At 51.8% G+C, this 26,432-nt stretch carries 34 protein-coding genes and 2 pseudogenes; 34 read left to right on the top strand and 2 right to left on the bottom strand.

The genetic code is table 11. From position 1 onward, the window contains the following. Positions 1–2 precede the first annotated feature (2 nt). The 29 genes and pseudogenes from B5F54_RS12355 (at position 3) to mobQ (B5F54_RS12210) (ending at position 23,107) form a co-directional block, all read left to right on the top strand. Positions 3–278: a DUF5720 family protein gene (locus tag B5F54_RS12355; RefSeq protein ID WP_087234604.1), complete on the top strand. Its 276-nt coding sequence runs from the start codon at positions 3–5 to the stop codon at positions 276–278. 27 nt (positions 279–305) lie between these two features. Further along, the gene (locus B5F54_RS12350) at positions 306–497 is read left to right on the top strand and encodes a hypothetical protein (protein WP_002576356.1); all 192 of its coding nucleotides are present in this window, start codon (positions 306–308) and stop codon (positions 495–497) included. Positions 498–566: 69 nt separating this feature from the next. Beyond that, positions 567–1,460 (top strand): DUF6017 domain-containing protein, encoded by an 894-nt coding sequence (locus B5F54_RS12345; protein WP_002576355.1) that lies wholly within the window; start codon positions 567–569, stop codon positions 1,458–1,460. 48 nt (positions 1,461–1,508) lie between these two features. Then, the gene (locus B5F54_RS12340) at positions 1,509–1,871 is read left to right on the top strand and encodes a DUF7768 domain-containing protein (RefSeq protein WP_087234603.1); all 363 of its coding nucleotides are present in this window, start codon (positions 1,509–1,511) and stop codon (positions 1,869–1,871) included. Next, complete coding sequence (locus B5F54_RS12335; RefSeq protein WP_002576353.1) at positions 1,864–2,175, top strand: DUF5720 family protein; 312 nt, start codon at positions 1,864–1,866, stop codon at positions 2,173–2,175. Before B5F54_RS12340 ends, B5F54_RS12335 begins: the two co-directional genes overlap by 8 nt. A 101-nt stretch (positions 2,176–2,276) precedes the next feature. After that, complete coding sequence (locus tag B5F54_RS12330; protein WP_002576352.1) at positions 2,277–2,777, top strand: PcfB family protein; 501 nt, start codon at positions 2,277–2,279, stop codon at positions 2,775–2,777. Between the two features lie 2 nt (positions 2,778–2,779). Beyond that, a pseudogene (locus B5F54_RS12325) lies at positions 2,780–3,082 on the top strand (VirD4-like conjugal transfer protein, CD1115 family); the annotation flags it as partial. Positions 3,083–3,114: 32 nt separating this feature from the next. Next, entirely contained in the window at positions 3,115–4,989 is a 1,875-nt protein-coding gene (locus B5F54_RS12320) for a recombinase family protein (RefSeq protein WP_087234565.1), read from the top strand. A gap of 78 nt (positions 4,990–5,067) precedes the next feature. Beyond that, positions 5,068–5,283 (top strand): transposon-encoded TnpW family protein, encoded by a 216-nt coding sequence (locus B5F54_RS12315; RefSeq protein ID WP_071434520.1) that lies wholly within the window; start codon positions 5,068–5,070, stop codon positions 5,281–5,283. 134 nt (positions 5,284–5,417) lie between these two features. Next, the gene (locus tag B5F54_RS12310) at positions 5,418–5,714 is read left to right on the top strand and encodes a hypothetical protein (protein ID WP_071434522.1); all 297 of its coding nucleotides are present in this window, start codon (positions 5,418–5,420) and stop codon (positions 5,712–5,714) included. A 91-nt stretch (positions 5,715–5,805) separates the two neighbouring features. Next, on the top strand, positions 5,806–6,531 hold the full coding sequence (locus tag B5F54_RS12305; protein ID WP_071434528.1) for a DUF4097 family beta strand repeat-containing protein: 726 nt from the start codon (positions 5,806–5,808) through the stop codon (positions 6,529–6,531). A 145-nt stretch (positions 6,532–6,676) separates the two neighbouring features. Beyond that, positions 6,677–6,973 (top strand): DUF3847 domain-containing protein, encoded by a 297-nt coding sequence (locus tag B5F54_RS12300; RefSeq protein WP_087234564.1) that lies wholly within the window; start codon positions 6,677–6,679, stop codon positions 6,971–6,973. A 242-nt stretch (positions 6,974–7,215) separates the two neighbouring features. Further along, positions 7,216–8,724, top strand: coding sequence for a MobQ family relaxase (gene mobQ, locus B5F54_RS12295; RefSeq protein ID WP_140400378.1), 1,509 nt, complete (start codon positions 7,216–7,218; stop codon positions 8,722–8,724). 15 nt (positions 8,725–8,739) lie between these two features. Next, positions 8,740–10,644 carry an AAA family ATPase gene (locus B5F54_RS12290; RefSeq protein ID WP_087234563.1) on the top strand — a complete coding sequence of 635 codons (1,905 nt, stop codon included), beginning with the start codon at positions 8,740–8,742 and terminating at the stop codon, positions 10,642–10,644. Positions 10,645–10,729: 85 nt separating this feature from the next. Further along, positions 10,730–11,458: pseudogene (locus B5F54_RS12285) on the top strand (type IV secretory system conjugative DNA transfer family protein); the annotation flags it as partial. Between the two features lie 91 nt (positions 11,459–11,549). Then, positions 11,550–13,430: a recombinase family protein gene (locus B5F54_RS12280; RefSeq protein WP_087234562.1), complete on the top strand. Its 1,881-nt coding sequence runs from the start codon at positions 11,550–11,552 to the stop codon at positions 13,428–13,430. 26 nt (positions 13,431–13,456) lie between these two features. After that, positions 13,457–13,810, top strand: a complete 354-nt coding sequence (locus tag B5F54_RS12275; RefSeq protein WP_087234561.1) for a TnpV protein — start codon at positions 13,457–13,459, stop codon at positions 13,808–13,810. 164 nt (positions 13,811–13,974) lie between these two features. After that, on the top strand, positions 13,975–14,667 hold the full coding sequence (locus B5F54_RS12270) for a response regulator transcription factor (RefSeq protein WP_087234560.1): 693 nt from the start codon (positions 13,975–13,977) through the stop codon (positions 14,665–14,667). 6 nt (positions 14,668–14,673) lie between these two features. After that, positions 14,674–15,603, top strand: a complete 930-nt coding sequence (locus B5F54_RS12265) for a sensor histidine kinase (protein WP_442856126.1) — start codon at positions 14,674–14,676, stop codon at positions 15,601–15,603. A 130-nt stretch (positions 15,604–15,733) separates the two neighbouring features. Continuing rightward, positions 15,734–16,657: an ABC transporter ATP-binding protein gene (locus B5F54_RS12260; RefSeq protein WP_162609373.1), complete on the top strand. Its 924-nt coding sequence runs from the start codon at positions 15,734–15,736 to the stop codon at positions 16,655–16,657. Continuing rightward, positions 16,650–17,459, top strand: a complete 810-nt coding sequence (locus B5F54_RS12255) for an ABC transporter permease (protein ID WP_087234559.1) — start codon at positions 16,650–16,652, stop codon at positions 17,457–17,459. Before B5F54_RS12260 ends, B5F54_RS12255 begins: the two co-directional genes overlap by 8 nt. Positions 17,460–17,464: 5 nt before the next feature. Beyond that, entirely contained in the window at positions 17,465–18,241 is a 777-nt protein-coding gene (locus tag B5F54_RS12250) for an ABC transporter permease (RefSeq protein WP_087234558.1), read from the top strand. 4 nt (positions 18,242–18,245) lie between these two features. Next, positions 18,246–18,812: a hypothetical protein gene (locus B5F54_RS12245; protein ID WP_087234557.1), complete on the top strand. Its 567-nt coding sequence runs from the start codon at positions 18,246–18,248 to the stop codon at positions 18,810–18,812. A gap of 449 nt (positions 18,813–19,261) precedes the next feature. Further along, entirely contained in the window at positions 19,262–19,675 is a 414-nt protein-coding gene (locus B5F54_RS12235) for an RNA polymerase sigma factor (protein WP_087234556.1), read from the top strand. A 103-nt stretch (positions 19,676–19,778) separates the two neighbouring features. Then, positions 19,779–20,231, top strand: a complete 453-nt coding sequence (locus B5F54_RS12230) for an RNA polymerase subunit sigma-24 (protein ID WP_087234555.1) — start codon at positions 19,779–19,781, stop codon at positions 20,229–20,231. A gap of 10 nt (positions 20,232–20,241) precedes the next feature. Continuing rightward, the gene (locus B5F54_RS12225; RefSeq protein WP_087234554.1) at positions 20,242–20,703 is read left to right on the top strand and encodes an RNA polymerase sigma factor; all 462 of its coding nucleotides are present in this window, start codon (positions 20,242–20,244) and stop codon (positions 20,701–20,703) included. Continuing rightward, positions 20,700–21,239, top strand: a complete 540-nt coding sequence (locus tag B5F54_RS12220) for an RNA polymerase sigma factor (protein ID WP_087234553.1) — start codon at positions 20,700–20,702, stop codon at positions 21,237–21,239. The genes B5F54_RS12225 and B5F54_RS12220 overlap by 4 nt, the downstream gene beginning before the upstream one ends. Next, entirely contained in the window at positions 21,179–21,475 is a 297-nt protein-coding gene (locus B5F54_RS12215) for a DUF3847 domain-containing protein (RefSeq protein ID WP_087234552.1), read from the top strand. Before B5F54_RS12220 ends, B5F54_RS12215 begins: the two co-directional genes overlap by 61 nt. Before the next feature lie 39 nt (positions 21,476–21,514). Further along, positions 21,515–23,107 (top strand): MobQ family relaxase, encoded by a 1,593-nt coding sequence (gene mobQ, locus B5F54_RS12210; protein WP_242969698.1) that lies wholly within the window; start codon positions 21,515–21,517, stop codon positions 23,105–23,107. 105 nt (positions 23,108–23,212) lie between these two features. Here mobQ (B5F54_RS12210) and B5F54_RS12205 read toward each other — a convergent pair whose 3' ends face one another. Further along, the gene (locus tag B5F54_RS12205; RefSeq protein ID WP_050616854.1) at positions 23,213–23,494 is read right to left on the bottom strand and encodes a type II toxin-antitoxin system YafQ family toxin; all 282 of its coding nucleotides are present in this window, start codon (positions 23,492–23,494) and stop codon (positions 23,213–23,215) included. Continuing rightward, on the bottom strand, positions 23,491–23,766 hold the full coding sequence (locus B5F54_RS12200; protein WP_050616855.1) for a type II toxin-antitoxin system RelB/DinJ family antitoxin: 276 nt from the start codon (positions 23,764–23,766) through the stop codon (positions 23,491–23,493). Before B5F54_RS12200 ends, B5F54_RS12205 begins: the two co-directional genes overlap by 4 nt. 106 nt (positions 23,767–23,872) lie before the next feature. On the opposite strand from B5F54_RS12200, the gene B5F54_RS17700 reads away from it, so the two are divergent. The 5 genes from B5F54_RS17700 to B5F54_RS12180 all read left to right on the top strand — a co-directional run bounded on the left by B5F54_RS17700 (position 23,873) and on the right by B5F54_RS12180 (position 26,371). After that, positions 23,873–24,049, top strand: coding sequence for a hypothetical protein (locus tag B5F54_RS17700; protein WP_172749728.1), 177 nt, complete (start codon positions 23,873–23,875; stop codon positions 24,047–24,049). After that, entirely contained in the window at positions 24,030–24,428 is a 399-nt protein-coding gene (locus B5F54_RS12195) for a cysteine-rich VLP domain-containing protein (RefSeq protein WP_087234551.1), read from the top strand. Before B5F54_RS17700 ends, B5F54_RS12195 begins: the two co-directional genes overlap by 20 nt. A 112-nt stretch (positions 24,429–24,540) precedes the next feature. Continuing rightward, a complete protein-coding gene (locus tag B5F54_RS12190; protein WP_050616857.1) occupies positions 24,541–25,275 on the top strand; it encodes a phage replisome organizer N-terminal domain-containing protein in 735 nt (244 codons plus the stop codon). Further along, positions 25,272–26,135 (top strand): ATP-binding protein, encoded by an 864-nt coding sequence (locus B5F54_RS12185; RefSeq protein WP_050616858.1) that lies wholly within the window; start codon positions 25,272–25,274, stop codon positions 26,133–26,135. Before B5F54_RS12190 ends, B5F54_RS12185 begins: the two co-directional genes overlap by 4 nt. Before the next feature lie 65 nt (positions 26,136–26,200). Continuing rightward, positions 26,201–26,371, top strand: coding sequence for a transposon-encoded TnpW family protein (locus B5F54_RS12180; RefSeq protein ID WP_178627770.1), 171 nt, complete (start codon positions 26,201–26,203; stop codon positions 26,369–26,371). The last annotated feature ends 61 nt before the right edge of the window (positions 26,372–26,432 follow it).

Here is a 26,432-nt window from a genome sequence, read left to right as displayed (position 1 = left end):
CTATGAGGGATATTTCAGCCCGTGAGCTGAAAGGACACAACATTCTTGCCGTGGAGCGGTTTCGGGACAATACCCGCTGGATGATCGAGTTTTCCGTCCTGCGCCCCGGTTCCTACGGCAGCCCCGGCGATGATATGCGGCTGTTTCTTACGGAGGACGGGTATCAGGCCGCCCTCGTAAGCCAGAAGCGTCGGGAAATCAAAATCAAGCGGTATGCCCGTGTGATCGAGGGCCATGTGCTCGACTTCAAACCGGACAAGCGCCGCCGCCACCCGTAAACTCATTATCACTACGAAAGGAAAGGAATGAATATGTGTACTGTCCAGAGCATCAAAGATGCCATCCGGGAAAGTTGCCAGTCCCAGTATGATATGGAATCCACCGACATTGACCGGGTTTTGCAGACCCTCCCGTTTTCGGAGCATGAGCCGATGTTCAGTCATCCGCCGAAGTACAAGCGTCCTTACCGGCCCTGGCAGAACAACAAAAACAGCTGAAAGCCACAGTCTTTTTCACGAAGGATTGTGGCTTTTTTCATGCCCTAAAATTAGAAAGGAGTGAAGTCAATGGCCGTTTTTCGCATTGAACGGACCAAAGATTATACCGTGATGAGCAATCATCACCTGCGGAACCACGAACTATCCCTCAAGGCAAAGGGGCTTCTTTCCATGATGTTATCCCTGCCTGATGACTGGAACTATACTACCCGTGGACTTGCGAAAATCTGCAAGGAGGGCGTTGATGCCATCGGCAGTGCGCTGCGGGAGTTGGAAACCGCCGGTTACATCGTGCGGAACCAGCTGCGGGACCAACAAGGCCGGATCAGCGACACCGAGTATGTGATTTATGAGAAACCCCAGCCCAGGCAGCCAGAAACGCCAAGGCCGGATACGGCTGTACCAGATACGGCTTCACCAGATACGGAAAACCCGTATCTGGATAAACCGGATACGGAAAAGCCCGCAGAATTAAATATAGAGAAACCAAATACTCAAAAACAAAATACTCATGGAGCAAGTACCGATTCCATTCCCTTCCGGGAAACAGCGGCAGCACAGCTGCCGGAACGGAAAGGAAGGGATGCGATGTCTGTCTCAGAGATAGAAAATTATCGGGAATTGATTCTGGAGAACATCGAGTATGACTATCTGTGCAGAGAGTTTTCGACCTACCGTGAGGACCTGGACGAGATTGTGGAGCTGATGGTGGAGACCGTTTGTGCCAAACGTAAAACCACTCGGATCGCTGGCAGCGACTTTCCCCATGAAGTCGTGCGCTCCCGGTTCTTGAAGCTGGATAGCGAGCATATCCGATTTGTCATGGACGGTATGCAGAAAAACACCACGGAGGTCCGCAATATGAAACAGTATTTGCTTGCAGTGCTGTTCAACGCGCCCACCACGATCAGCAATCACTACACCGTACAAGTCAATCACGATATGAACACAGGCGGCTGGTAAACAGCCGCTTTTCTGTTGCCCGGCAATACCGGGAGAAAGGATTTTGCCATGAAACGACCTCTTGCCTACATTACGGCTCCCTGGAGCAACAACCAGTATGAGAACGCCGAGAACGCTGCCACCTACTGCCGCCAGGTGTACAACGCCGGGTATTCGCCCATCTGCCCGGTTCTGTTCTTGTCCACCTTCCTCAAGGACGAGATTCCCCAGGAACACAAGGACGGGCTGGATATGGTGCGAGACTATCTGCGCCGGTCCCATGTGCTGGTGGTCTGCGGCCACGGCATCGACGAGACCGTGAAGAATGACATCGCCACCGCTGAGCGCCTGCGGATCACCGCTACCACCCTGGACGGTATCCTGACTGTGAAAGGCCAGGGACGCGGGAAAGGAGGTGCGCGCCATGCCTGAGCGTAAGACCGTGGGCCAGCTGATGGAGGAAATGCGGCTCAAGGCCGGGGCGCAGAACTACCACGGCCATGAGTACATGGATTTGGAGCGGTTTGCCGAGGACACCCGGCACATGATTATCTTCGATGTGCTGACCCACGATTCGCCGGTGGGCTGGAAAGGCGAACGGACCCGCCTGTTTCTGACGGAGGCCGGATACCAGAAAAGCCTGGAGAACCAGGAAAAGGGCCACATCAAGATTCTCAGCCATGCCAAGGTGCGCCAGGGACATCTGTACTATGACCGCTCCGATCAGCTGCGTTGAAAGGAGCCTGCCATGATGAAATACCTGCTGCGGCGGCTGGTGGTCCCGCCTTAGTATCAAGCGCCACCCCTGCAAAATCCGTGGAAAGGAGGCGATGACCTATGCAGGAGGAAGTGGAAAACAGGACTTTGACGCTGGTAGTCAGCGGAACAAAGTTTACCGGGCGGCTGTTTAAGGCCGCCATCACCAAGTACCTTGCCCACCGCAAGGAAAAGAAGCTGCAAAAGCAGAAAAGCCGGGATACCCCCGTGATTCCCCACGGCAAACAGACGGTGAAGCAGCTGATCGGCCAGAATCAGGGCGTTTCCAACATCGAGATCACCGACCCCTCCATCAAGGAGTTTGAAAAGATCGCCCGGAAATACGGCGTTGACTATGCGGTGAAGAAGGACCGCAGCAGCTCCCCGCCCAAGTACCTGATCTTTTTCAAAGGCCGCGATGCGGATGCCCTGACCGCTGCCTTTACCGAGTACACCGGCAAGAAGGTCAGAAAGGCGCAGAAAACAGAGCGTCCGTCCGTGCTGGCAAAGCTGAGCCAGTTCAAAGAGCTGGTGAAACACGCCGTTGTGGACCGGAACAAGCGGAAGGAGCTGGAACGATGAAGATGAAAAAGCAACTTGACATCAAAAAGCTCCTTTTGCTGAATATGCCCTATATCCTGATGGGGCTGTTCGCAACCAACTTCGGTGAAGGATGGCGGATGGCCGTGGGTGCGGACGCTTCGGCAAAAATGCTTTCGTTCTTCTCCACGCTGCCGGTGGCGCTGGCCAGCTGGTGGCCCAGCCTGCACCCTTTGGACCTGCTGGTGGGGCTGTGCTGCGGCGCTGGCCTGCGATTGGCCGTGTATCTCAAAAGCAAGAACGCCAAGAAGTACCGGCACGGTATGGAGTATGGCAGCGCCCGCTGGAGTGCATAATTTTAAGTGTAAAGGAAACCTATATGGACGCACAGGAGGTTATGCACATGACTAATTACAGCAAAATCACAGCCCTTTACTCCCGCCTTTCCGTAGGGGACGAGGACAGGGACGGCGGCGAGAGCAACAGCATACAAAACCAGAAGATTTTTTTAGAGAACTACGCCAGAGGGCAGCACCTAACCAATATCCGGCACTACATCGACGACGACGAAAGCGGCAGATTTTTTGACCGTTCCGCCTACTCCCGCATGATTGAAGATGTGGAAAGCGGCAAAATCGGCGTGTGCATTATGAAAGACCTGACCCGCTGGGGGCGCGACTATCTCCAAGTTGGAAACGCTATGGAGATATTCAGACGGAACAATGTGCGCTTTATCGCGGTAAACAACGGCATAGACAGCGAGAAGCCCGACACATTGGAGTTTGCGCCCTTTATCAACATCATGTCGGAGTGGTACGCAAAGGACATAAGCAAGAAAGTGAAAACGGGCATTAAGACCAAAGGCATGAGTGGAAAGCCGATTGCCACCGAAGCCCCTTACGGCTATGTCAAAGACCCCGACAGCAAGGATTTTTGGATAATCGACGAGGAAGCCGCCGAGGTTGTACGCCTTATTTTTCGTCTGTTTCTGGACGGGAAAAACCGAAACCAAATCGCCGTATATCTGACACAAGAGCAAATCCCGACCCCCACTTTCTACATGAAAGACCGGGGGCGGGGAACTTGTAAAAATAAGACGCTCAACGAGGATAACCGCTATAAGTGGAACAAAGCCACGCTGACCCATATCCTCACGCGGCAGGAGTATTGCGGCGATGTAGTCAATTTCAAGACTACAAAGCATTTCCGGGATAAGCGAAACCACTATGTAGACAGAAGCCAGTGGCACATCACAGAAAATGTGCATGAGCCGATTATCGACCGCACAGACTTTGAAAATGTGCAGCGGATTTTGGAAAACGCACCTGTCAAACGCCCCAACGGGGACGGAGAAATCCACCCTCTTGCCGGCTTGCTTTTCTGTAAAGACTGCGGTTCAAAAATGCACATTCGCATAGATTACCGAAACGGCGGCAAGCGGCATATTGCCTATTGCAGCGAGTACCATAAAGGGAAAGCCAAAAATCCTAAATGCAATTCCCCGCACATCATCGACGCGGATCTGCTTATGCAGACCGTCGCGGACGTGCTGAAAAAAATCGCGGAATACTCTATCAGCAATCGGGCAGAGTTTGAAGCCTTAGTAAAAAAGAGCCTTGCCATGCAGCAGACCGACAAGACAAAGAAACAGCAGAAGCGTATCCCGCAAATCACGACGCGCCTTGAACAGATTGACAAGGTACTGAATAAACTTTATGAGGACAACGCGCTGGGTACTATCCCGCAAGACCGCTATGAGCAAATGTCGCAGAAGTATTCAGAAGAATACTACACGCTGAAAGCGGAGCTTGCTGCACTCCAAGAACAGCTATCCGCTTTTGAAAATGCGGGAGGACGGGCGCAGAAGTTTTTGAAGCTGACGGAACGCTATGCCGCCTTTACCGACCTTACCCCCGCAATTCTCAACGAGTTTATCAGCCGGATTGAAGTGCATGAGCGCGACCAGAAAAGGGCGAGATACGCCATTCAGCACATCGGGATATATTTCAACCACATCGGCAGGTTTGAAAACGAAGTGACACAGCTTGCCGAGCCGACGGAGCAGGAAATCCGGCAAATGCGGGAGGAAATCGAGGAAGCAAAAAAGGAAAGGAGCCGCGCTTATCACAGAGCGTATTCAAGGGAGTACCGGGCGCGTAACCTTGAAAAGCAGCGGGAATATGACCGCATGAAAGCGCGGGAATACAGGGCGAGGAAAAAGGCGCAGGCAGCCGCCGCAGCCCCCGCACAGTAAAACAGAATAGCCGACAGCAGAGAGGGATTTTCCAGATACGGGAAATCCCTTTTTCGCGCCCGGAGAAAGGAGTTGCCATTGACAGAAAAGAAAGGAACGCCTATCCCGCCGACCAAGCCGGACGGAGTTATCACGACACAGGGAAACGGGCAGACCATTGTTGCGGAATTGTTTTTTAACCGCAGCGGCACAGAAACTTTCCGCGACAAGCTGCTAAAACTGATACTTGCCGACAGTTTGCGCTTTTCCGCGTCTGACGGTCAAGAGCCGGAAAAAACGGAAACCTTGCGATAACAGCCGCCCCGACGATACATTCCCCGTCCGGGCGGTTTTTATCGTCAAAAACGCCGTTTTTCCCAAGTCAAGAGCCGGGGAAAACACCCGAAAAATGCCCCTATTGCGTAACAGGGGCGCAGAAAGGAGAGTTTATGAAAACAGGGCTTACCAAGCAGGAAAAGACCACCGACATTTGGTTTGACGAGAAAGACCCTCTTATCCATATCCGCACCCACAACACCGCCTTAAAGAAGCGGCTGCTTGCATACAGCCGCCGTTATCCGGCGAATTGCCAGCAGACCGACGCAGACCCGGAAACGGGCTGCATGGAGTTTGATATTGAGAAAGGACGCTTCTCTTTCCGTCTGACCGCCCCATACAGCGAGGAACGGCGGGAAGCAGCGCGGCAGTATGCCAGAGAGAACAACGCCGCCGACAGGCTAAAATGATGTAGATTTGTTCATAGTCTTGTGCTATACTTAAAAAAACAAGCCAAAGTAAACCGAGCGGCAAACTGAAAATTTAAAAGGAGAATAAATGATGAAAAAGTTCCTTGCCTTTTTGTTGTTATTAAGTATGACATACCTATTTTGCGGATGTAGTAATATTCATTTAAGAGGAACGGCACCTCATTATGAAGAAAATACATATTCTGCTTCGGACGAGATTGAAAGCGTTACGATAGATGAGAAAAATACTCCCATTCAGATAGTCAGTTCAGATAGTAAAACTGTTTCTGTCACATATTATCGAGCAGATGATGGAAGTGAAGATTATGAGATAACAGAAGAAAATGGAGAGTTGACGATTACAAAGCAATCTCAATCTAATATAGGGGATAGATATTCTGAAGATGACTCTTATAAAAATGTTAAATTAGTGTTATCGCTTCCCGATAATTACACCGGCAATTTGTGTATTGAAACACTGGATGGTGATATAAATATCGGAAATGTGGATATTCAGGATATAACAATAACTACTAATAATGGAAATATAGCTTTTGGAAGTGCGACAATCAACCATTTGCAAATAAACACACTTGATGGTAATATTTCTTTTGACAACACCGCTATAATGCAAGAGTTAGCTTGTGAAACGAAAAATGGGAATGTTATAGGAACATTTAGTGGCAACATGGCAGATTATAGTATTGTTACCGAAACCGTAGGTGGTAATAGCAATCTCAATTCTAAGGTTGGCGGAGATAAAACAATATCAATTTCAACACAAGATGGGGATATTGATATTTCGTTTGATAAATAAGCCAAAATGCCGACATAGAATACAATATGCGACTTCCAGATTAGCAAGAAAAACACAGTAAAATTAAATAAACCACCCACAGGGGACAGCCGAGAAAATCGACTGTCCTTTTTCTATGCCGACAGGCAGAAAGGAGCGACCAGCTATGACAAAACCGAGAGAGAAAACCCGCGAGGAATTGACCGCCGAGATTGAGGACAGCAAGAAGAAAATCCAGCAGTACGAAAACCGGGAAAAGGTGCTGCGGCAAAAGCTGTCACAGGAAGAACGCCGGACACGCAGCCACCGCCTTATCGTCCGGGGCGCGGTCTTTGAAAGCATTGTGCCGGAAGCCAAGACCATGACCGACGAGGAAGCCGCCGCGCTTCTCAGGGTTGCCTTGACGAGCGAGCCAGCGCATGAGTTTTTGAAAAAACGAGCCGAGGGCGGGAACGCCGGATAAATCCCTTAGGCACTAAGGGCGCACTTATACACCCTTACGGGCGTGTGCGCTCTGCCGAGGGCTTATCTCCGCACAGGGAACTTTCCCCACGCTCCGATATGGCGGCTTTGCCGCAGACAGGGGAAGCTACACTTCCCCTGCGACAGCTTGCGCTGTCTACCCCTTTGTGTACTTGCCGGAAGCGAACACCTTGCGCTGCAAGCTGTTCACTTCCGACAAGTTTGAATGACGCTCTAACGGAGGTGATACCCATAGCCATTTACCATTGTAACATCAGCATAATCAGCCGGGGAAAAGGCAAATCTGCCGTTGCCGCAGCCGCTTACCGAAGCGGCGAGAAAATCACAAACGAGTGGGACGGAGAAACCCATGACTACACCCATAAAGGCGGTGTAGTCCATACGGAAATCCTGTTGCCGCCCCACGCCCCGCCCTCTTTCTCTGACCGCGCTACTTTGTGGAACAGTGTGGAGCTTTACGAGAAAGCCGGAAACGCCCAGCTTGCAAGGGAGATTGACGCGGCACTCCCCATAGAATTATCACGAGAGGAACAGATACGGCTTGTCCGGGAATACTGTTCCTCTCAATTTGTTTCCAAAGGAATGTGCGCCGACTTCTGCATACACGACAAGGGCGACGGAAATCCCCATTGTCATATCATGCTTACCATGCGCCCCCTTGACGAGCGCGGCGCATGGGCGGCGAAATCCAAAAAGGAATATGACCTTGACGAAAACGGCGAGCGCATACGCTTACCAAGCGGCAGATACAAGACGCACAAAGTAGACCTTACCGGCTGGAACGACAAGGGCAACGCCCTCTTGTGGCGCAAGGCGTGGGCGGACATTTCAAATGCCTACCTTGAACGCGCCGGAAGTACGGAGCGTATCGACCACCGCAGCAACGCCGAGCGCGGCATTGACGAGATACCCACCGTCCACATGGGCGTGGCGGCTTGCCAAATGGAGAAGAAAGGCGTAACCACCGAGAAAGGCGAGCTTAACCGGAATATCCAGAAAGCAAACCGTCTTATCCGGGAAATCCGGGCGCAGATCGGCAAGCTCAAAGAATGGCTTGCCGGACTGCTTGCCGAAAGGGAAACCGCCCCGGAGCAGCCCCCGCAATCCCCCGGACTTGCAAACCTCTTGATGAAATATCTAAGCATTCAGAGGGAAAAGAGCCGGAAGTATTCGCAGAGTTGGCAAAGGCAGCACGTAGCCGACGAACTGAAAACCGTATCGGCGGCAGTCAACTATTTATCCGAGCATGGCATTTCCACCCTTGCGGAGCTGGACGCAGCCCTTTCCTCTGTCAGTGATAACGCCTATTCTATCCGGGCGGGAATGAAAACCGCCGAGCAGCGAATGAAAGAGCTTCAAAAGCTGATTGAGTGCGGGAAGAACTACACCAAGTATAAGCCCGTCCGCGACCAGCTAAAGACGCTGAAAAACGGCTGGACGAGCAAACGCGACAAGTACGAGGAAGCCCACCGCGCCGAGCTTGCCCTATGGGAAGCGGCAAGCCGCTATCTCCATGCGAAGCTGCCGAAAGGAACAAAGAGCCTGCCTATCGCGGAATGGGAACAGGAATACGCCACCCTAAAGGCGCAGGACAGCGAGGACTATGCAAAACTGAAAGCTGCCTGCGCCGAAGTAGCCGAGCTTCAGAAGATACGCAAGTGTGTTGATGTCGCACTCCGCGCCGAGCAGCCGGAGCAAAGCCGCACCAAGCGACACGACTTAGACCGATGAAAGGAGTTGATTTTTTTGTATTATACCCAAGACCAGATAGACCGGGCAAACCAAGCCGACCTTGTTTCGTTCCTGCAATCACAGGGCGAGCAGCTTACCCGCGCCGGACAGGAATACCGCTGGAAGCGGCACGACAGCCTGACAATCCGGGGGAACAAGTGGTACAGGCACAGCCAGAGCAAAGGCGGCGGCCCCGTTGATTTTGTCATGGAGTTTTTCGGCAAGAGCTTTACCGAAGCCGTTGAATTTCTCACAGGCGAGAAAGGAGCCGCCCCGCCGCCGGACAGACCTTGCCCCGCGCCCCTCTCCGACTTCCGGCTACCGCCCCGGAACACCGACAACCGAACAGCGAGGAACTACCTCACAGCAGCCCGCCGCATTGACGAAGATGTGACGGGCTTTTTTCTTGCCAGCGGGGATATTTACGAGGAAGCCGCCCACCACAACGCCGTATTTGTGGGGCGGGACGAGGACGGCGTACCGAGATACGCCCACCAGCGCGGCACAGCCGGAAACTTCCGGCTTGATGTGAAAGGCAGCGACAAGGCATTTAATTTCTGCTACCGGGGCGAGGGCGAACGGCTTTTCGTCTTTGAAGCCCCTATTGACCTGTTATCTTTTCTCTGCCTGTTCAAAAAGGAATGGCAGAAACAAAGCTACCTGTCATTGGGCGGCGTGGGGGAAAAAGCCCTGTTGCGTTTCCTCTCTGACCGTCCGAACATCAAGACCGTTTACCTCTGCCTTGACAGCGACCAAGCCGGGAACGACGCTTGCAGCCGCCTTGTAGACCTCACGACGGAGGGCTTGACCGTCCACCGCCTTGTGCCGCTTTTCAAAGACTGGAACGAGGTATTGCAGCGCAAGGGGGAAATCACAGACGGGAAGTATTTGCGGGAAGCCGTTTACGGCTTGAAAGAGCCGCCGCCACAGGAAGAAACCGTTGAGATTATCCGCATGAGCGAGGTTGACACGCAAGCCGTTGAATGGCTATGGGAGCCGTATATCCCCTTTGGGAAAGTGACTATCGTACAGGGCAACCCCGGCGAGGGAAAGACCACCTTTGCCCTACGCCTTGCCGCCGCCTGTACCACAGGGGGAACGCTGCCGGGAATGAAGCCCCTGCCGCCGTTCCAAGTGATTTACCAGACCGCCGAGGACGGTTTGGGCGATACCGTCAAGCCCCGGTTGATAGAAGCCGCCGCAGACCTTGACCGCGTACTTGTCATTGACGAAGCCAAGCGGGAGCTTACCCTCTCCGACGAGCGCATAGAAAAGGCAATCGTACAGAATGGGGCGCGGCTGATTATCCTTGACCCCATACAGGCGTACATGGGCGAGAAAGCCGACATGAACAAGGCAAACGAGGTACGCCCCATTTTCCGCAGGCTTGCCGAAGTTGCCGAGCGTACCGGCTGCGCCGTTATCCTTATCGGACACTTGAACAAAGCCGCCGGAGGACAAAGCGCGTACCGGGGCTTAGGCTCTATCGACTTCCGGGCGGCGGCAAGGAGCGTGCTTTTAATCGGGCGCGTGAAGCGTGAGCCGAATGTGCGGGTAATCGTCCATGACAAATCTTCCCTTGCGCCGGAGGGAAAGCCCGTTGCCTTTTGCCTTGACCCGGAAACAGGATTTTCATGGATAGGCGAATACGACATAACCGCCGAGGAACTTCTATCCGGCGCGGGCGGGAATACCGCCACCAAGACCGAACAGGCGGAACGGCTGATACTGGATTTACTTGCAGACGGGAAAGAGCTTGCCAGCGAGGACATTGTAAAAGCCGCAGCCGAAGCCGGAATATCCGAGAGGACAGTACAGAACGCCAAGCGCAATATGGGCGGCATTTTGGGCGCAAGGCGCGTCGGCGGTCAATGGTACAACTTCCTCAAAAAGAAGCAGCCGCCCGAAACCGCAAGCTGAAAGTGCAAAACGCAGACCCTTTGCACTTTGCACTTTCGCGCTTTCACTATCATTTGCGTCAATAACTCAAAAAAGCACTTGACAAAACGCCTCATGGGGCACCCATGAGGACATCGCACCCTACATCGACCCGGTGTTCCAGAACAATGTGATTCTGACTAAAACCGAGAGCCTGACCATGAACAGCCGCCCCAAGGACCCCAAGACCGCCAGAAACAAAAATGTGCTGGTGATCGGTGGCTCCGGTTCCGGCAAGACCCGCTTCTGGCTGAAACCGAACCTGATGCAGATGCACAGCTCCTATGTGGTGACAGACCCAAAAGGCACCATCCTGGTGGAGTGCGGCAAAATGCTTCAGCGCGGCACACCCAAGCTGGGCAAGGACGGCAAGCCCATGAAGGATAAGCACGGCAAGGACATCTATGAGCCTTATCGGATCAAAGTCCTCAATACCATCAACTTCAAGAAGTCCATGCACTATAATCCCTTTGCCTACATCCACTCCGAAAAGGACATCTTGAAACTGGTCACGACGCTGATCGCCAACACCAAGGGCGAGGGCAAGGCCGGGGACGATTTTTGGGTTAAGGCCGAGACGCTTTTGTACTGCGCCCTCATTGGGTATATCCACTACGAGGCCCCGGTGGAGGAACAGAATTTCTCCACCCTCATCGAGTTCATCAACGCGATGGAGGTCCGGGAGGATGACGAGGAGTTCAAGAACCCCGTGGACCTGATGTTTGACGCGCTGGAGGCAGAGAAGCCCAACCACTTCGCCGTCCGTCAGTACAAAAAGTACAAGCTGGCTGCGGGAGATGTATGCTCTAAGTGACTTCTTAATCATGGCTTTTGTCATGGTTAGTGAAGCAGTCACTTAGAGCATTTTCATTTCAGGAGGTACAGCCATGAGAAACGAAAAAATCACCCCACTGTACGAGCGTTTGAGCCGCGACGATGAGTTACAGGGCGAGAGTAATTCCATAAGCCATCAAAAGCAGATGTTAGAGGAGTTTGCCCGCCGGAATAACCTGCCCAATCCCCGGCATTTCACCGATGACGGTGTATCGGGAACCCGCTTTGACCGCCCCGGCTTTCTGGCGATGATGGAGGAAGTCGAGGCCGGACGGGTGGAGGCCATTGTTATCAAAGACATGAGCCGCCTGGGGCGTGACTATCTGAAAGTCGGCCAGGTTATGGAGATTTTGCGGCAGCGCGGTGTCCGGCTGATCGCCATCAATGACGGTGTAGACAGTCTGAAAGGTGATGATGATTTTACCCCTTTCCGCAACATTATGAATGAGTTTTACGCCCGCGACACCAGCCGGAAAATCCGCTCCGTGTTCAAGTCCAAGGGCATGAGCGGCAAGCACCTGACCGGCACCGTTATTTACGGCTACTTGTGGGACGAGAAGCGGGAACACTGGCTTGTGGACGAAGAAGCCGCCGAAGTGGTACGCCGTATCTTTTCCCTGACGATGGAGGGCTACGGCCCCTATCAAATCTCCAGGCTACTGTCCGAGGCAAAGGTTGAAATCCCCGCTGTCCATCTGGCACGCTTTGACGAAGGAGTAAACAGGACGAAGCCGGTCAAAGACCCTTATGGCTGGGGTTCATCCACCATTGTAAACATCCTGAAAAAGCGGGAATACCTGGGCCACACCATCAATTTCAAGACCCGCAAGCACTTCAAGGACAAGAAAAGCCACTATGTTGACGAAAGCGAGTGGACGATTTTCGAGAATACCCATGAGGCCATCATCGACCAGGAAACCTTTGACAATGTGCAGCGTATCCGGGCAAATGTCCGGCGCTACCCGGACGGCTGGGGCGAGGCCCATCCCCTGACCGGCCTGATGTACTGCGCTGACTGCGGCGGCAAGATGTATGTTCACCGCACCTACAACGGAAAGCGCGATCCACAGTTTACTTGCAGCCAATACACCAAAGTCCCATGCGGGACGCTCTGCGGCACACAGCACCGCATCCGGGCCGAGGCCGTCCTGACCCTGATAACCGATATGCTCCGGGCCATCGCGGAGTATTCCAAGAATGACAGGGCTGAGTTTATCCGCACTGTCCAGGAAACGCAGGCCGCCCAGCAGACCGCCGACATATCCAAAAAGCGGAAACGGCTGGCCGCCGCCCAAAAGCGGGCCGGGGAACTGGAAAAGCTGATCTGCAAAATCTATGAGGACAACGCCCTGGGTAAGCTGCCGGACGCCCGGTATGAGGCCCTGGACGCACAGTATGCCAAAGAGCAGGACGCTCTCAATGCGGAAATCGCGGAACTGGAAAAGGCCGTTACTGGCTACGAGCAGAGCCGGAAATCTGCGGAGAAGTTTATTGCCCTGATTGACAAGTATGAAAACTTCGACACGCTGACAAACACCATGCTCAACGAGTTTGTAGAGAAAATCCTTGTCCATGAACGCGCCCGGAAAGGCAGCCAAGACACCACACAGGAGGTTGAAATCTACTTCAACTTTGTGGGCCGGTATATCCCGCCCGCCTTGCAGCCGGTTCCCCTGACCCCGGAGGAACAGGAAGAACTGCGGAAGAAGGAGGAGCGCAAGGACAGGCTTCACCAGAACTACTTACGTCGCAAGGCCAACGGCAAGCAGAAGGAATGGGAAGAACGCTACAACGCCAAGCGCAAGGTCCAGGTGGAGGTGGCAAAGGCCGCGATCCGGGCTGAGGACATGGAAAAAGGCATTTTTATCCCTGTCAGCCAGTTGCCCAGGCAGGAGCCGCGCAAGGCCACCATATCGGCCAGCGCCGCAGTTTAACCGTCACAGTGCAAAGGAGGACGAACATGAACGAATTGACTTACACCCGCTGCGGGGATTACTACATCCCCGACCTGAAACTTTCCGGGCAGCCGGAGGCCCCCATCGGCAAGTATGGCCGTATGCGGCAACGCTACCTGAAGGAACACCGGCCCGGCCTTTACAGCAGCTTGATTTTGAGTGAAAAGCTGTACCCGCACCTGTTGGAGATTGACCGGACGGCGCGGGAGCGCATGGACGCCATGCTGCCCCGCATGATGGAGGCGGCGGGCGTCACCGAGGAACTAAAAGCCCGTGACCCTATGCGCTGGGTGGGGCTGATGGACACTCTGAAAGTGCAGGTGGAGGAAATCATTCAAGACGAATTGATCTACAATTAGCTTTTAGGTAAAGACTTCGATTTGCATTAAATTATAATAATACCGACACATTTCCCACCTTGTATTCCGCAAAACAAAGAAATATAATTGGATATATGGGAAAAACCCGGATAAATAGTTTGAAGTCAAAGAACAGAATTTGCAAATCATAAAGGAGAAGTGGGATGAACAAAATTTTAATTATAGATGATGATAAAGAATTATGTGAGTTATTACAACGAAGCGTATTGGTAGAAAATATAAATGCTGATGTTTGCCATTCGGGAAAAGATGGAATATTTCTTCTCTCAACCAAACAATATCAGTTAATTGTATTAGATATAATGATGCCTGGATTGGATGGCTTTGAGACAATGGAGCATATCAGAGAAAAAAGCAATATCCCAATTCTGATGTTAACGGCGAAAAGCGATAATCTTAGTAAGGTTCGGGGACTGCGGGCTGGCGCAGACGATTATCTGACAAAGCCGTTTGATGTTGATGAATTTGTGGCGCGTGTTATATCTCTGATTCGTCGTTTTACCCAGTTCAGTGTGATTGATGATACTTTGGGAAAACTGGTTTACAAGGGGTTGGAGATCAATCTGGACGAGCATAGTGTTACCACGGAAAAAGGTACTTTTGAATTGCCAAATAAAGAATTTGAACTTCTTTTATACCTTGCGCGCAATCAGGGAAAAATTCTGACAAAAAAACAGATTTATGAGGCTGTATGGAAGGAAGAATATTGTTTTGACGATGCAAACATCATGGTTATGATTAGCAAACTCCGCAAAAAAATAGAACCGGATTCTGACAAATCTTCTGTTATTCAAACGGTAAAAGGTATGGGGTATCGCTTTAGTAAGGAGGTGTAAGGCTTGCTGTATTCAAATGCTTTTGTATATGCCCTTGGAGGATGTATATTTTTCTTCCTCGTATCAGTGATACTATGGGCGAAACTGATTCATACAAAGAAAAAATTTTCAGATATGGAAGAGGCTTTGGGGGAAATTGAAGGTGGAAATGCAAACCTTAAAATACTTGCAAGCCAAAGTGACCTGACAGCCCCGTTAGCCTATAAAATCAATGCGATTGTAAATAATTATGAAAGCCGCATTATTTCCATGAACAAACTGGATGAAGCCAACAAACAGCTAATGTCAAGCCTATCTCACGACGTAAGAACACCGCTTACCATTCTGATCGGCTATCTGGATGCTGTTCATAAAGAAATTGTGGTTGGGGCTGATAAAGAAACCTATATAGAAACAGCCCGGAAAAAAGCCCATGATTTGAAAGATTATATCGACATACTGTTTGATTGGTTCAAATTAAATTCAGGAGATCTTGATATAGTAATGACACCTACTGAAGTTACTGAATTTACCCGTACAATATTGAAAGACTGGATACCTGTCTTTGAAGAATGCGGATTGGATTTTAATATAGATTTTCCATCTTCTGCCTGTGAAATCATGATTGATGAAAATGCTTATACCCGTATTATCAACAATCTGATACAAAATGTCATATCTCATAGCCATGCCAGTTCCATTGAAATTATCATGCACAAAATGGAACGTCATATTGAAATTTCTATCTGTGATAATGGTATTGGAATTAGCAAGGAAGATTTACAGCATGTTTTTGAACGATTGTACAAATGTGATAAAGGGAGGTCTGGAAAAGGGAGCGGTTTGGGTCTTTCCATTACAAAGCAGTTGGTTGAAAAAATGGGAGGAGCAATATCGGTCAGCAGCGTTCCTAATAAAAAAACAATATTCATGATAGATTTCCCCTTGAGTGCTTGAAGTTTCCCCTGCCAAACGCAGGGGACTTTTTGTAAGAGGATAAATTTTAGCTGCCGGTTAGGTTTAGGTTAGGTTTAAGTTAGGTTGGCATGGTAAAGTATAATCAGTGGCAAAAAGGAGGCTATGTATAATGAATAATTATGTTATTGAAACACGAAATCTTACTAAACAGTATGAAACACAAAAAAGTGTTGCGGACTTGAATATTCATGTAAAAAGGGGACGTATCTATGGTTTATTGGGGAGAAATGGAGCCGGTAAAACTACAACCATGAAAATGCTGTTGGGGCTGACAGAACCAACTTCCGGAACTGTGCATATTTTTGGCAGGAATATCCAGACGGATGAAAGAACAATACTTCCCCGTATTGGTAGCTTGATTGAATCGCCGGGTTTTTATCCCAATTTAACTGGCACTGAAAATCTTCGGATTTTTGCAGAGCTTAGAGGCGTGCCGGGAAGGGATTCCATTCGCCGTTCTCTTGAATTGGTAGGGCTGCCTTATCGGGATAAGAAGCTGTTTTCCCAATATTCTTTAGGAATGAAACAGCGTCTTGCGATTGCCCTTGCAATCATGCATGACCCGGAACTTTTAATTCTGGACGAACCAATTAACGGACTTGACCCCATCGGTATTGCTGAGGTCAGAAAATTTATCCGCAGCCTTTGTACGGAACGCGGAAAAACCATTTTGATTTCAAGTCATATCTTGTCCGAAATTGCACTGCTGGCTGATGATATTGGAATTATCGATCATGGTGTTTTGCTGGAAGAAGAAAGTTTGGAAGAATTAGAACAAAGAAATGGAAGATATATTCATTTTAGAATATCAGACGCTGCGCAGGCGGGGCGCATTCTGGAAACAGAGTTCCATACACAAAATTTCAGCATAAAAGACGACCATAACCTTATGCTGTACGATCTCAATCTGGACGCGGCTTTTATAATTCATGCTTTTGATTCCAACAAAGTTGCAGTCAGCGAAGCTCACCTTTGTGAAGAAACATTAGAGGATTATTTCAAAAAGGTTACCGGAGGTGAAGGAATTGCTTAAATTGATTAAGTGTGAATTTTGGAAATTAAAGCGCAAAAAGTTAATTTATGCGTTTCTGTCATTGGCATTGTTTTTCCCTGTTATTTTGGTATATATGACAAAAGCCGGTTCGACGGCAGATACGACAGAACATTATCTGCAAACCCGATTTGATTACGCCTACACCATGATGTTGGGATATGGCCTGGTATTTTTGCTGCCATGTTTAATCGGCATTATTGCTGCTGTTCTGTTTTTTATGGAACGTGACTGTGATACTTTCAAAAATATACGAACGATCCCCGTTACGAATACGCAACTCATTTTGGCTAAGATTTCACTGCTATTCATCTTTGGTATTTCTTTTTGCATAATCAGCACACTTGCAGTTGCTGTTTTTGCAAAAGTCTTTCAAATGGGAATGGTTTACGGGATGGGTTACAAGCTGATTATGAGTATTGTATTTGGTATTCTCATCGTTGCAGCATCTCTTCCGATTGTTCTGCTGATTATTTATTTTAACCGTACATTCCTGTTGTCCATCCTGCTGTCATTCTTTTACTCGATTTTAAATTGGGGAATACTGGGCACTGTTGGAACAACAATCAGCGAAACTAAAATTATGTTTTTGAACTCTTTTCCAGTAATCTGTGTGATGAACTGGACCAGCGGCTCCATGATGGAGCATTTACAGAAAGATAATCTTCTGCCGGAGGCATATGCGATTATTCCCAGTACACTCCATACGCTACTCCTCATGCTGATTACGGTTGCTCTTTCTTTGTGGCTGATTATTCGATTTTATAAAAAATGGACGAGGTGAACAGGATGGGAAAAATAGTAAAGATGGAGTTTATTAAACTGAAACGATACTCGGTTGTGAAAGCCGGTATAATTATGACTTCCCTCTCAGCACTTCTGTCTCTCTTTTATTCAACGGCTGATGATGGAAAAACATGGACATTTGAATATTTTATGCGTCAGGTTTTGATTAACAACTGCACGTTGTTTTTTCCGATTATCATAACCTTGATTGCCGGTTATATTATCACGAGAGAATATACCAACGATACGATAAAAAACATTTTGACGATTCCTTTATCTTATCGCAGACTGCTTGCAGGAAAATTGATGATCCTTTTGCTTCTTACGATTTTTTTTAGCTTTTTTAGCAATCTGATTGGTTTGACGGTTAGTGCGGCAGCCGGATTTCCAGGAATTAGCGTGGGTTCGGTGTGCAGCTCACTTTTACAGATAACAGGAGCAAATGTTCTCGTTTATATTGCTGTTTTACCTATAATATTGATTATGAGCTGCTCTCCCAATAATTTTCTCGGGGGCGTTGCGATTGCATTTGTTTACGGCTATTTTGGTACTTTTGAAGGTACGTTGCTTAATTGGTATCCAATTAAGGCAAGTATGATTTTGATGGACCCTGAGTGTGGTGTTGAAAATGGAATGAGTTATCATCCTTTGCCTGCAATCTTTATATTATTGGCCATTATCGGATGTTCCATATTATTGCTGGCAAAAAAAGGGCGAAAGCCGCAGATACTTGTAGCCACGAAGAAAAAAAGAAAGACGGCCAGAAAACGAGGCTGGTGAGCAAATGAAGAAAAAGATCTATTTCATATTAGCGCTGACGTGCGTATTAAATTTATGTGGTTGTTCAAAGGTCTTTGAAGCTTTAGCTGATGGAAAAGACGCTGTTCTTGAAAACCTGATAAATGGGAAAAATGCTCTTTTAGATTCTGCCGCGAACCTTGCTGATGACGAGGTAAAGGACACAATATTAAATGCTATAAATTCAGTCAATGAGGCAGGCGGAAAGACTGCACTTACAAATGAAATCTTTTTGCAGGGTAAACGTACAGCAGGAGAAGATAGCTATACTGGCACATATCAGGCAGATTATACTCGCTTTTCAGGAACAGAAATTTTATTTGGAGGAACTACTGTAGAGCGTGAAAAAGGATCTACCGTTGAGGTGGAATGTACTTTAACGATTGAAGAAGGCGAAGCTATTATTTTCTTACAATCAGGAAATAATGACCCGACTGTAATTCTCCAGGCGAATGATACCTTTACCGGCAAATTTGAGGTCGGTAACGGAAGTAGCTATTTCGGAATATGGGGAGAAGAATTTACAGGTAGTGCAGAACTTAATATTGAGTGAAATATTCTGCCGGACGACGGCAAAGAAAAAAAGCCGTCGTTCAGCAGACAATCATCACGCCTAAAATGGAACGGCGGTTTTGAGTACATCAAGACCGCCGTTCTTTATGCCCTCGACAAAGGAGTGACGCCTACACACTGACACGGCGGCTTACGGAGGGAGCCGCCATGAAGCACACTGACCGCCGACAAATTCAGACGATGTTTGCACTACCGTCAAAAAAAGCCCAGCCACTGAACAGGCCCCGTCTGGCAGCCAGTGCGAAAATTGTCACAATGTAACTGAATACCGTATTTTTTGCGCTCGAATAGCTTTCTGCTGTCCGGGCGCTTTTTCATACCTGTGGGGACGGAACATCGGGTCAACATGGCCCGAGCCCTGCCCCCGGTGCCGTTCCCCGCCGCCCCGTTCAGATTTTCCCGCAAAAAATCTGAACGGAGGAAAGGCAGATGGAAGTCACCATCAATTACGACGGACAAGCTGTGGCCGTGGAGGTCACGCTGGAAGTCTATGAATTTCTTGACCGGGCCGACCACAAGACCGAGAACCTGTTCCATGAGCAGCGGCGGCACTGGGATGGCCGGGAGTTTGACGAGTACATAGTTGCCACCGAGGGCGTGGGTATCTACGGCGAAACGCCGGAGGACTACCTTTGCCGCATGGAAACGCTGGGGGAGCTGATGGCCGTCCTGGACACCTGCACCGAGGCCCAGCGCCGCCGGTTCCTGCTCTATGCCCTGGACGGGCTGAGTTTTTCGGAAATCGCTGCCCTGTGCGGCTGCTCCAAGAGTTCGGTGCAAGGCTCCATTGAAGCGGTCAGAAAAATTTTTCAAAAAATTTTGAGAAACCACCCATACGAATGACCCCTTTTCGGGCTACCAAGTGAAAGGGATTGTTTCCCTTATCCCAGCGGGAGGCGGACAGCGGACAAGCTGCCCGCCTCTCCCATTTTCAGGAGGTAAGCCTATGAAAACAATCAATCTGCGGTGGATTTATCCCCACTACCGGCACGACGAGTTTGTAGAGGTCAGCGATGAGGTTTGGGAGGCCATGCGGCAGGCCCAGCGCGAGATGAACAACTATGAGCGCCGGAAGGTCTACCACCGCGCCTGGTACTCTCTGGACGCATATAGCTGGGCGGAGAACTACGCGCTGGAACACGGCAGGTCGCCGGAGGAAATCCTTTTGGAGCGTGAGGAACGGGCCGCCCGCCTGCGGCTGGTTGCCGCCTTGCCGGAGGCCCTGTCTCATACCACTCCCACCCAGGCCCGCCGTGTCCGGGCCTACTACATCGCCGGTATCAACCAGCCCCAAATTGCCCAGATGGAGGGCGTACACAGTAGCAAAGTCAGCATTGCCATCCGGCGAGGCCTGCGGAATATGCGCCGCTGCTATGACGGCCTTTTCCCGTCAGAATGAGGGCGGGCCTATGCAGACGATCAACCTGAAACAGTATTACCCGTTCTGCACCGAGGACACCTTTGTAGAGGTGTCGGATGAAATCGTTGAAGCGTTTCTGCTGGACAAGCGGGCTGAGGCCGCCAGGGAGCGCAAGATGTACCGCTACAAGGCCCACTACTCCCTTGACTGTGACGACGGGATTGAGAAGGCTGCCATCGGCTGGGCGCAGCCATCGCCAGAGGACTACATCGTGCAGAAAGAGGAACAGGCTGAACACGCCGAACTGCTCCGGCGGCTCTATGAGGCCATTTCCTCTTTGCCCCCAACGCAGGCCCGCCGCGTCCATGCCCGGTATATGCTGGGGATGAAAGTGAAGGACATTGCCGTGATGGAGGGTATCACCCCATCCCAGGCGGGGAAGTCCATCCATGCGGCGCTTCGGCGGCTGCGCCGGTACTTCGTGCGCCGAAAATGGACAGGTGGCCTATGAAAACCATCAACCTGAAAAAATACTACTACCCGATTTGTAAGAAAGACACCTTTGTGGAAGTGCCGGACGAGGTGGCAGACGCCATTGTGGAGGAAAGCCGCGCAGAGGACGCCAATGACGCCAAACAGCACTATCACTGTTACTCTCTGGACGCATCCCCCGGCATGGAAAACCATTTCCCGGAGCAGGCCGTTTCCCCGGAGGATATTCTGATGGAGAAGGAAACGGAACGGGAACAGGAGGCCGCCCGTGCCCTGAGGATGGAACAGCTCCGGGAGGCCCTTGCCACCCTGACGCCCCGGCAGGCGAGCTGCCTTCACGCCCGGTTTTGGGAGGGCAAGCCCTTCAAGGAAATTGCCGGGGCCGAGGGCTTTACCACATCGGCTGCCATTGTCACGGTACGCAACGCCATCATCAAGTTACAGAAATATTATATCAGGCGCGGCTGGATGGAGCCGCCAAAGGAGAAAGCGATATGCACAAAGACAGCACCGCCCAAGCGAAACAGAAAAAAGACGAGCGCGAAGAAGTCCTGAAGGAGATCCGGCAGCTTGAGAACCGCCAGAAGATTTTGGAGAACAAACAGCGCAACGAGGAACGCAAGGCCCGCACCCGCCGCCTGATTGAGCGCGGGGCCATTTTGGAGGGCATTTTCCCTCTGGCCCCCGACCTTCCCGGCGTAGAGGTCAAGGCGTTCCTGATTGCCCTGTCCCATCTTCCGGGGGCGGCAGAACTGGCCGCAAAACTGCCGAAATCCGGGGACAAGCCGTAAGTCCCTTGTTTACAAGGGCGCACTTATACACCGTTGCCGGTGTCGTGCGCCCTGCCGGGGGCTGCCAGCGTACTTCGTCCGCGATGGGGAGCTACACTCCCCAAACCCCTTGTGCGCCACAGGTCACGGAACATCCGCAAGCGGCTGTCCCGTCCCCTGCGGCCTGAATATCCCTCACCGAAAGGAGGTGCCCCCATAGATTTTTGTCATATCCCCGTCAGTATCATCAAGCGCAGCGAGGGCCGTTCCGCTGTTGCCGCAGCCGCCTACCGAAGCGGAACCAGGCTGACGAATGAATGGGACGGCCTGACCCACGATTACACCCGGAAAGGCGGCGTTGTCCATGCGGAAATCATGCTGCCCGCCCACGCCCCGCGGTCATTTGCAGACCGCTACACCCTCTGGAACAGTGTGGAGCAGGTCGAGAAAGCCAGGGACAGCCAGCTTGCCCGCGAGATTGAAGCGGCCCTCCCCCGCGAGCTTACCAGAGAACAGCAGCTTGCCCTTGTCCGGGCCTATGTGAAGGACAACTTTGTGGACAAGGGGATGTGCGCCGATTTTGCCATCCATGACAAGGGAACCGGCAACCCCCATGTCCATATCATGCTGACCGTCCGGCCCTTAAAAGAAAATGGCGCATGGGGCGCGAAGTGCCGAAAGGCATACGACCTGGACGAGAACGGCCAGCGCATCCCGGACGGGAAAGGCGGCTGGAAGAACCACCGGGAGGACACCACAGACTGGAACGACAAAGGGAATGTGGAGATTTGGCGGGCGGCATGGGCGGCCTATACCAACCGGGCATTGGAGGCCGCCGGGCATCCCGCTCTGGTAGACCACCGCAGCTACAAGCGCCGGGGCATTGATAAAATCCCCTCTGTCCACCTGGGGCCAGCGGCCAGCCAGATGGAGAAGCGCGGCATCCGCACCGACAAGGGGGAAGTCAACCGGCAGATCGCCGCCGACAACAAGCTGCTGAAAGAAATCAAGGCCCGCATTACCCGTCTCTACAACTGGTCGAAGGCCGAGGCGGAGAAGCCGGAGGGCCAGCAGCCCAGCATGATTGACTTGTGGGAGGCCCAGCAGCAGCTCAAGCGGCCCGACACCCGCACCGGTAAAATCCGGGCTTTGCAGGAGAGCGCCGCCCTGTTCAGCTTTATGCAGGCAAACGGGATCAAGACCATGCAGCAGCTCCACGATAAAATCTCCGACATGAACAGCAGCTACTATGACCTGCGGGGGAAGATTGTCCAGGCCGAGCGCCGGATTGCTGTCCTCACTGAACGCGGGGAGATGTGGGCGCAGTACAACAAGTACAAGGCTGTCCATAGGCAGCTTGCCAAGGTGAAGCCGGAGAAACGGGAACTGTTCGAGCAGCGCCACAGTCGGGAACTGATCCTCTATGACGCGGCGGCCCGGTATCTGAAAGAGCTGAAAGCCAGCGGCGAGGAAATCACTCCCAAGGAATGGCGGCGTGAGATCGACCTGCTGACCGCCCAGAAACAGGTGGACAGCATCGACATGAAAGCCATGCGGGAGGAACTGAAAGCCGTGGAACGGCTCCGCAAGGCCGCCGACCAACTGGCCCGGCAGGAACGGGACAAGCCCCATGACCGGGGGCCGGAGCGGTAAAGGGTACGGCGTTTTGGTGACCCCTTGCAGGGGTGTCATGTTTCGTGACGCCCTTTACACACAGAAAAACCGCCGTACAGGTTTCCCCATACGGCGGCAGCACTCTCATTTATCGAACAGGTCGCTGTGCGTCCCGGTGCGGGCCAGCGTCAGCACCAGCACATCGTCCTCAATGCGATAGATGAGCAGCCAGTCCGGCTGAATGTGGCATTCCCGATGCCCCACCCAATCGCCGGTCAGCTCATGGTCTTTGTTTTTCTCTGGCAATTTTTCGCCCCGCGACAAGGCCCGGATAATGTCATCCAGCAGACCGATGTCCATGTGACGCTTCATCGCCAGCTTGTAGTCCTTTTTGAACTTTGTTGTCCAAACAATGTCGCGCTTCATCTTTTCAGCTCCCGGAGGGCTTCTTCCACATCGGAGTAGTGCTTCACGCTGGGATCACGCGCAATCCGTTCTGCCTCCAACATGGCGGCAATGGTTTCCTTGTTGGGCTGTTCCAGCCTGACTTCAAAGGGAAAGCCACCGGCGCGGAGCGACTGACGCAGAAAGACATTGATCGCTGTGGTAAGGTTCACGCCTAATTCATTGTAAAGCGTTTCGCACTGCTTTTTGATGTCGCTGTCCATACGGACGCTGAAATTTGTCGTGTTAGCCATTGTATCAGCCCCTTTCAAGTTTATTGCACTTATAGTATATGCCATTTGCAACGCAAAATCAACTCAATAGACTTGAAATTCACAAAAAATTAAGGAGGAACCGCCTATGATTACCGCTCACTATCTTGTGACCGTCCACCTGAATATCGACCTGCCCCTTGCCCTCTTGCAGCCGGAACCGGCAGACGCGCCCACCGGCCCGGAGCCGGAGGCCCATGCCTGCCAGGGCTGCGGCAACTGCGGCGGGTGTGGGAAGTGCCAGCATGAAAAAAAGCAAGCCTGAACCCGTCCCCGTCATGGACTACCGCCAGTACCGCAGAGCGCGGCGGCTGGTACATGAGTGCTGCAACTATGACGGCGGCCACTGTATCGCGCTGGACGATGGGGAGGAATGTGTCTGTGTCCAGTCTATTTCCTACTCCCTGCTGTGTCAGTGGTTCCGGGCGGCGGTGCTGCCGCTGGACAGGGAACTGGAAACGGCCCTGTTCCACTGCCTGGACGCCAAACGGTGCGCCGTCTGCGGGGCGTTGTTCACACCCGGCTCCAACCGGGCCAAATACTGCCCGGAATGTGCCGGACGCATGAAGCGTATCAAGGCCGCCCAGCGCAAGCGCAAACAGAGGGCGAAATGTCACGCTTTAGGGGCCGAAAACCCCTTGTAAATCAAGGACTTTTTCGAGGGTGTCGGCGGGGGCCTGATAGATTTATCCTTTGGCCCCCAAAACGGCCCTCTAAAGGCGTATAGACCCCTGAAATAACCCCAAGGAGGAACCCATGTCAGACAATCGAAAATATTACTACCTGAAACTCAAAGAGAACTATTTTGACGATGACTCCATCGTGCTGCTGGAAAGTATGCAGGACGGTGTGCTGTACTCCAACATTCTGCTCAAGCTGTATCTGAAATCGCTGAAACACGGCGGGCGGCTCCAGCTTGACGAGAATATCCCCTACACGGCGCAGATGATCGCCACTATCACCCGCCAGCAGATCGGCACTGTGGAGAGGGCCTTGCAAATTTTCCTGAAGCTGGGCCTTGTGGAAGTGCTGGACAGCGGCACTTTTTACATGAGCAATATCGAGCTGCTGATCGGCCAGTCCTCTACCGAGGCCGAGCGAAAGCGGGCGGCGAGGCTCCAAAACAAGGCTCTTTCCACGCCCCGGACAAAGGTTGGACATTTGTCCGACATTCGTCCACCAGAGATAGAGATAGAGTTAGAGAAAGAGATAGAAATAAAGAGAGAGATAGAGAAGGGACGCTCCGCCCGCGCCTATGGCCGTTACCAGAATGTTTTTCTGACGGATGAGGAACTGGCAGACTTGCAGGCCAGCTTTCCCACCGTATGGGGCCAGTACATCGAAAAGCTGTCCGAGTACATGGCTTCTACCGGCAAGCGGTATCAGAGCCATGCCGCCACCATCCGGCGCTGGGCCGGTGAGGACGCGAAGAAAGCGTCCCCGCCCACCCGCAACCGTGATTACAGCGTAAAGGAGGATGAAACCGTATGATGGAGATTACCGCAGAAATCCGGGCGCTGATCGACAAGGCAGCCGCCGGTGTGGAGCTGGCCGGGGACGAGTACATAGACCCGGCAGACGGCCTTATTCACTGTAAAAAGTGCGGCGGCCAGAGGCAGACCGTTGTGCCATGCTTTGGGAAACCCGGCTACTTCATGCCCCGCTGTATCTGCCAGTGCCAGCGTGAGGCCGAGGAACAGCGCAAAGCTGCCGAGGAACGGCAACGCCGCATGGAGCGTATCAAGCGCCGGAAGGCCCAGGGCCTGCAAGACCGCTATCTGTACGACTACACTTTTGCCAACGACAATGGCCAAAATCCCCTAATGGACAAGGCCCGCGCCTATGTTGAGAACTGGAAGGAGGCATACAGGAACAACACCGGCCTGCTGCTGTTCGGGGATGTGGGAACCGGCAAGTCCTTTTTCGCCGGTTGTATCGCCAACGCCCTGCTTGACCGGGATGTGCCGGTGCTGATGACAAACTTTCCCACCATCCTGAACCGCCTGACGGGGATGTTCTCCGAGGACAGGGCCGACTTTATCGCCAGCTTTGACGAGTACGACCTGCTTATCATTGACGATCTGGGTGTGGAGCGCAGTACCGAGTATGCGATGGAGCAGATGTTTTTCGTCATTGACAGCCGCTACCGCAGCCGCAGGCCCATGATAATCACCACCAACCTGAAACTGGCCGAACTCAAGAACCCGTCTGACCTGGCCCACGCCCGTATCTATGACCGTATCCTAGAACGGTGCGCCCCGATCCTCTTTGCCGGGAAGAACTTCCGGGAGGAAAACGCCGGGGCCACCAAGCAGGCGGCGAAAGACCTTGTGAACCGTAAGAGCGATTGATTGTTTTGCCGGACGGCGCAGCCCCGCCCGGAGAAAGGAGCGCCATGAGCGAAGAAACCCGTACCATGCAGACCGCAGACACCACCCCGGCCAGAGCGCCGGAGGATGCCCCCGCGCTGGTAAAGAAAATCGGCAAGACCACCTACAAGGTGCGCGTCCATTTCAGCCAGACCAGCACCGAAACCATGAGCGACAAAATCAAGCGTATGCTCAAAAACGAAATACAGCAGATGTGACCGGCTAATAAAGCCAGCCGCCTTGTGTTAAACTGATGATGGTACACACCAAAACTTTTAG

It is taken from the genome of Anaeromassilibacillus sp. An250, assembly GCF_002159845.1.
GTDB lineage: Bacteria > Bacillota > Clostridia > Oscillospirales > Acutalibacteraceae > Anaeromassilibacillus > Anaeromassilibacillus stercoravium.
This window is presented reverse-complemented; position numbering and strand designations above follow the sequence as displayed.

What these genes read in the sequence shown, in the direction of transcription:
- B5F54_RS12340 (WP_087234603.1), top strand. Translation starts at nt 1,509, where the DNA reads ATGAAACGACCTCTTGCCTACATTACGGCTCCCTGGAGCAACAACCAG.
- B5F54_RS12310 (WP_071434522.1), top strand. Translation starts at nt 5,418, where the DNA reads ATGAAAACAGGGCTTACCAAGCAGGAAAAGACCACCGACATTTGGTTT.
- B5F54_RS17700 (WP_172749728.1), top strand. Translation starts at nt 23,873, where the DNA reads ATGATTACCGCTCACTATCTTGTGACCGTCCACCTGAATATCGACCTG.
- B5F54_RS12215 (WP_087234552.1), top strand. Translation starts at nt 21,179, where the DNA reads ATGCACAAAGACAGCACCGCCCAAGCGAAACAGAAAAAAGACGAGCGC.
- B5F54_RS12200 (WP_050616855.1), bottom strand. Translation starts at nt 23,766, where the DNA reads ATGGCTAACACGACAAATTTCAGCGTCCGTATGGACAGCGACATCAAA.
- B5F54_RS12190 (WP_050616857.1), top strand. Translation starts at nt 24,541, where the DNA reads ATGTCAGACAATCGAAAATATTACTACCTGAAACTCAAAGAGAACTAT.
- B5F54_RS12275 (WP_087234561.1), top strand. Translation starts at nt 13,457, where the DNA reads ATGAACGAATTGACTTACACCCGCTGCGGGGATTACTACATCCCCGAC.
- B5F54_RS12230 (WP_087234555.1), top strand. Translation starts at nt 19,779, where the DNA reads ATGAAAACAATCAATCTGCGGTGGATTTATCCCCACTACCGGCACGAC.
- B5F54_RS12185 (WP_050616858.1), top strand. Translation starts at nt 25,272, where the DNA reads ATGATGGAGATTACCGCAGAAATCCGGGCGCTGATCGACAAGGCAGCC.
- B5F54_RS12250 (WP_087234558.1), top strand. Translation starts at nt 17,465, where the DNA reads ATGGGAAAAATAGTAAAGATGGAGTTTATTAAACTGAAACGATACTCG.
- B5F54_RS12225 (WP_087234554.1), top strand. Translation starts at nt 20,242, where the DNA reads ATGCAGACGATCAACCTGAAACAGTATTACCCGTTCTGCACCGAGGAC.
- B5F54_RS12245 (WP_087234557.1), top strand. Translation starts at nt 18,246, where the DNA reads ATGAAGAAAAAGATCTATTTCATATTAGCGCTGACGTGCGTATTAAAT.
- B5F54_RS12235 (WP_087234556.1), top strand. Translation starts at nt 19,262, where the DNA reads ATGGAAGTCACCATCAATTACGACGGACAAGCTGTGGCCGTGGAGGTC.
- B5F54_RS12350 (WP_002576356.1), top strand. Translation starts at nt 306, where the DNA reads ATGAATATGTGTACTGTCCAGAGCATCAAAGATGCCATCCGGGAAAGT.
- B5F54_RS12330 (WP_002576352.1), top strand. Translation starts at nt 2,277, where the DNA reads ATGCAGGAGGAAGTGGAAAACAGGACTTTGACGCTGGTAGTCAGCGGA.
- B5F54_RS12220 (WP_087234553.1), top strand. Translation starts at nt 20,700, where the DNA reads ATGAAAACCATCAACCTGAAAAAATACTACTACCCGATTTGTAAGAAA.
- B5F54_RS12355 (WP_087234604.1), top strand. Translation starts at nt 3, where the DNA reads ATGAGGGATATTTCAGCCCGTGAGCTGAAAGGACACAACATTCTTGCC.
- B5F54_RS12270 (WP_087234560.1), top strand. Translation starts at nt 13,975, where the DNA reads ATGAACAAAATTTTAATTATAGATGATGATAAAGAATTATGTGAGTTA.
- B5F54_RS12300 (WP_087234564.1), top strand. Translation starts at nt 6,677, where the DNA reads ATGACAAAACCGAGAGAGAAAACCCGCGAGGAATTGACCGCCGAGATT.
- B5F54_RS12335 (WP_002576353.1), top strand. Translation starts at nt 1,864, where the DNA reads ATGCCTGAGCGTAAGACCGTGGGCCAGCTGATGGAGGAAATGCGGCTC.
- B5F54_RS12320 (WP_087234565.1), top strand. Translation starts at nt 3,115, where the DNA reads ATGGACGCACAGGAGGTTATGCACATGACTAATTACAGCAAAATCACA.
- B5F54_RS12280 (WP_087234562.1), top strand. Translation starts at nt 11,550, where the DNA reads ATGAGAAACGAAAAAATCACCCCACTGTACGAGCGTTTGAGCCGCGAC.
- B5F54_RS12260 (WP_162609373.1), top strand. Translation starts at nt 15,734, where the DNA reads ATGAATAATTATGTTATTGAAACACGAAATCTTACTAAACAGTATGAA.
- B5F54_RS12195 (WP_087234551.1), top strand. Translation starts at nt 24,030, where the DNA reads ATGAAAAAAAGCAAGCCTGAACCCGTCCCCGTCATGGACTACCGCCAG.
- B5F54_RS12305 (WP_071434528.1), top strand. Translation starts at nt 5,806, where the DNA reads ATGAAAAAGTTCCTTGCCTTTTTGTTGTTATTAAGTATGACATACCTA.
- B5F54_RS12345 (WP_002576355.1), top strand. Translation starts at nt 567, where the DNA reads ATGGCCGTTTTTCGCATTGAACGGACCAAAGATTATACCGTGATGAGC.
- B5F54_RS12205 (WP_050616854.1), bottom strand. Translation starts at nt 23,494, where the DNA reads ATGAAGCGCGACATTGTTTGGACAACAAAGTTCAAAAAGGACTACAAG.
- B5F54_RS12180 (WP_178627770.1), top strand. Translation starts at nt 26,201, where the DNA reads ATGCAGACCGCAGACACCACCCCGGCCAGAGCGCCGGAGGATGCCCCC.